Source organism: Intestinibacter sp. (genome assembly GCF_022780145.1).
Lineage (GTDB): Bacteria > Bacillota > Clostridia > Peptostreptococcales > Peptostreptococcaceae > Intestinibacter.
The window spans coordinates 1-3,750 of record NZ_JALEXO010000115.1; the positions used below are offsets into that span (position 1 = coordinate 1).

The 3,750-nt window shown below is 30.9% G+C and carries 4 protein-coding genes; 1 reads left to right on the forward strand and 3 read right to left on the reverse strand.

Translation table 11 applies throughout. From position 1 onward, the window contains the following. The 3 genes from MR593_RS04115 to MR593_RS04125 all read right to left on the reverse strand — a co-directional run. A partial coding sequence (locus MR593_RS04115; RefSeq protein ID WP_290687146.1) for an ABC transporter ATP-binding protein occupies positions 1-926 on the reverse strand: 926 nt, incomplete at its 3' end. Beyond that, entirely contained in the window at positions 926-1,126 is a 201-nt protein-coding gene (locus MR593_RS04120; RefSeq protein ID WP_290687148.1) for a PLD nuclease N-terminal domain-containing protein, read from the reverse strand. The genes MR593_RS04120 and MR593_RS04115, both read right to left, overlap by 1 nt. A gap of 154 nt (positions 1,127-1,280) precedes the next feature. After that, a complete protein-coding gene (locus MR593_RS04125; protein ID WP_290687150.1) occupies positions 1,281-2,375 on the reverse strand; it encodes a helix-turn-helix domain-containing protein in 1,095 nt (364 codons plus the stop codon). 513 nt (positions 2,376-2,888) lie between these two features. Between MR593_RS04125 and MR593_RS04130 the strand changes: the two genes are divergently transcribed. Beyond that, on the forward strand, positions 2,889-3,750 hold an 862-nt coding region (locus MR593_RS04130; protein ID WP_290687152.1), incomplete at its 3' end, for a phosphomethylpyrimidine synthase ThiC.

Below are 3,750 nucleotides of genomic sequence, written 5' to 3' on the forward strand. Positions count from 1 at the left end.
ACATCCTCCAAAAATAATCTCTCTAATGTAGGCTCCTGAAGTCTTATAGATATAGGGTATAAATCTGCATCTATCAGTAACTTCATAATCTCTTTTTGGATTTTTACTATATTATTTGAATGAATAAAAATCGTATTTTCTGATTTTTCTAGAGAGGTTTCCATTTGATTTAATTCAGAATTATTTCCGAATATATTTAAAAATCGTGCTAAATTATCGCCATTTTTAAATTCTATCTCTAGACAATCCACAATATTATCAGATCTAATTTGAGATAATGCACCACTTAGAGCTATTTTCCCATCCTTTAAAATCGCAATTTCATCACAAATTCTCTCTACATCAGATAGTATATGTGTTGAAAATATTACTGTAGTCTTCTCCTTTACCTTTAATAAAATATCTAGTATTTCTTTTCGTCCAATTGGATCTAGAGCTGATGTAGGTTCATCACATATTAATAACTTAGGTTCATTTAAGAGTGCTTGAGCAATTCCTAATCTCTGCTTCATCCCCCTTGAAAATCTGCCTATTCGTCTTTTCTTGTGCTCCTTAAGACCTACAAGCTCCAGAAGCTCTTCAGTTTTTTCATTTATCTCTTTTTTATTCATACCAGTAATTTGACCACATAGCTTCAAATACTCGACTGGATTCATATATCCGTAGTACTCTGGCACGTCTGGAAGGTAGCCTATAAATCTATTTGTTCTAGTTTCCCCATAGCTAACCTTCTCACCACATACTGTTATTGTACCACTATCTGGCTTTAAAAATCCAAGTATCATCTTCATAGTAGTAGTTTTCCCGGCACCATTTTCTCCTATAAACCCGCAGATTGTGTTTTCACTTACCTTTAGATTCAGATCCTTTATTATATGGTTTGAGCCAAATTTTTTAGATAACCCGTTGATTTCAAGTATATTCATTACTCTTCACCTCTACCAAATACAAAGTAGAATATAGGTCCTATAAATTGTACAAATAAAACTACTAACACCCATATTACTTTATTTCCAAATCTGTAATTTGGATGTCTAAGCACATGAACTAGTGCAGTTATAGCTAATATAAATTGTAATATAATAAGTGGTAATACTAATGGTAATTGATTCATAAAATCGTTCATTTTGTTTCCTCCTTGTATAATATAGTTGTAATATTTAATAGAAAACTTTCAAGTAATCTACTAAACATTAACAACTTTTCTAAAATTTAATCTTTTTAAAATTTTTTATTTTCTATTCTAAAATTAAAATGTATCTAATAAAACTAACCTTATACTATTCGCTTTCTAACGCCAATAAACAAGATTTAAATCTGTACTCTTCCTTCAAACTAGCAAAGACTGGATTGTCCTTTAAAGCACTTACTACACTTTGTTTTATTAATTTTTGGCTTCTAGGCGGATTTACTCCTAAATCTAAGTCTTTAAACCAAGCTTCTATTTTGTCAAAATATTCATTTCCCTTTAATTTGAAATTATATATGCTTTTTAAGCATACCTTCGTATATCTCTCTATTAAATCTAGAGCCTTTTCCTTTTGTCCATGAACCATATAAGCCTGTGCTGTACTTAAGTATAGGTTCACTGCTATATTTGAATGAAGCTCATCTAAATCAAACACTTTACATATTTCAAATGATTTTTTAAAAGTTTCCTCTACTACCTTTAAATCATTTGTATTCAAAACAATTCTTTGAACTGCATTTCCAACTAAACCTATTAAATGCTGGTACATACAAATCTGTGCTACTTCATCTGCCTTATCTACGTTACCTAATAACTGGAAGCTAAGACCTATGAGCTCTGCATCTTGACTATATGATTCGATATCTTCTCCTAAAAGCTCTAAAATCTCAACTGGTTTATTCGCCATAGCTAGTGAAAGCGCCTCTAGGGAAACTATCTCCTTTATCAATTTTGGATCGTTGCTTTCTTCCTTTATTCTTATGCATAAATCTCTGGCTTTATCTAAAATTTCCTCTTTATTTTCAAATAACATATGGTGATTTAAGTAAAGCACAACCATTCGTTTTAAAAATTCAAAGCAAGAGTAGTATTTTTTAATGTACTTTTCACATTTTTCTAAGACCTCATCTGGTTTCTTTTCAGTAAATTCATCAGCCAAGCTATAGTAAATTTTTTTGATATCATCTTTTGTAAGCTGTGGTTCATATCCCATGAGTTCGTCTAATGATACATTGAACAATGTCGCTAATTGAGGGAGCAATAATATATCTGGATATGTTATGTTGTTCTCCCATTTTGATACTGACGATTTTGATACACCTATATAGTTTGCAAGCTCATCTTGAGTGATGCCTTTATTTCTTCTGAAGTTAGTTATATTTTTACCTATGTTAATTTCATTCATCTCTACATCTCCTCTCTTTATACTTAAATTATATGTTGTAATTTTTATCTGAACAATGGAGTCAAAAGTTACTTTTATAAAAAAAGTTTCCCAAACTGAAACCTATATATTCAAAAACTTTTCATTGAAAAAAATATTTTTATATGTTACCATAAAATTACAATTGAAATATATACAGGGGAGCTTTTGCTGAGATTGAATTTTTTCTAAACCCTCCGAACCTGCCGGATAATGCCGCGAGGGAGTTTATATTTTTGTATTTATATGCATTAATCTGAATCTTAATCGTACATTATTTGTACGATTTTTTCATTCGTATAAATTTTCTACAGCAATTTATATAAATTAGACTTACGCGCACTTTCTTATTTATATAAATTTCTCAGCTTTGCAATTTAACTTTTCTAATTTTTATAAAACTCCAAAGTATAAAATTTCAATATTAAAATTTAACTAGTTAAAAATACTTGCAAGTAATTATATTTTGAAATCTAAATTTAAGGAGAAAAAAATATGAATTACACTACTCAAATGGATGCCGCAAGAAAAGGCATAATAACAGAAGAAATGAAACAAGTAAGCGAATACGAAAACTTTGACATAAACGAATTAGTAGAATTAGTAGCTCAAGGTAAGGTTTGTATTCCTGCTAATAAAAACCACAAATGCTTAAAACCATATGGTATAGGTAAAAAATTAAAAACTAAAATAAACGTAAACCTTGGAACTTCTAGAGACTGCTTAGATATGGACTTAGAAATGGAAAAGGTTATGAGTGCTGTAAACATGGGTGCTGAATCAATTATGGACTTAAGCTCATATGGCGACACTCAAAAATTCAGAAGAAAATTAACTGCTGAATGTCCTGCTATAATAGGAACAGTTCCTATATACGATGCTGTTGTTTACTACAACAAACCACTTAGAACTATAACTGCAAGAGAATGGATAGATGTAGTCAGAATGCACGCTGAGGATGGCGTAGATTTCATGACTATTCATTGTGGTGTCAATAAACACACAGCAGAAAGATTTAAACAATCTGATCGTCTTACAAATATAGTATCTAGAGGTGGATCTATAATTTTCGCATGGATGGAATTAACAGGAAACGAAAATCCATTCTTTGAATACTACGATGAAATCCTAGATATCTGTAGAGAATACGACGTAACTATAAGCTTAGGAGATGCTTGCAGACCTGGAAGTATACATGATGCTGGAGATATATCTCAAATAGAAGAGCTAGTAACTCTAGGCGAATTAACTAATCGCGCTTGGGAAAAAGACGTTCAAGTTATGATAGAAGGCCCTGGTCATATGCCACTTAATCAAATAAAAGCCAATATGGAAATCCAAGAAACTATATGCAACG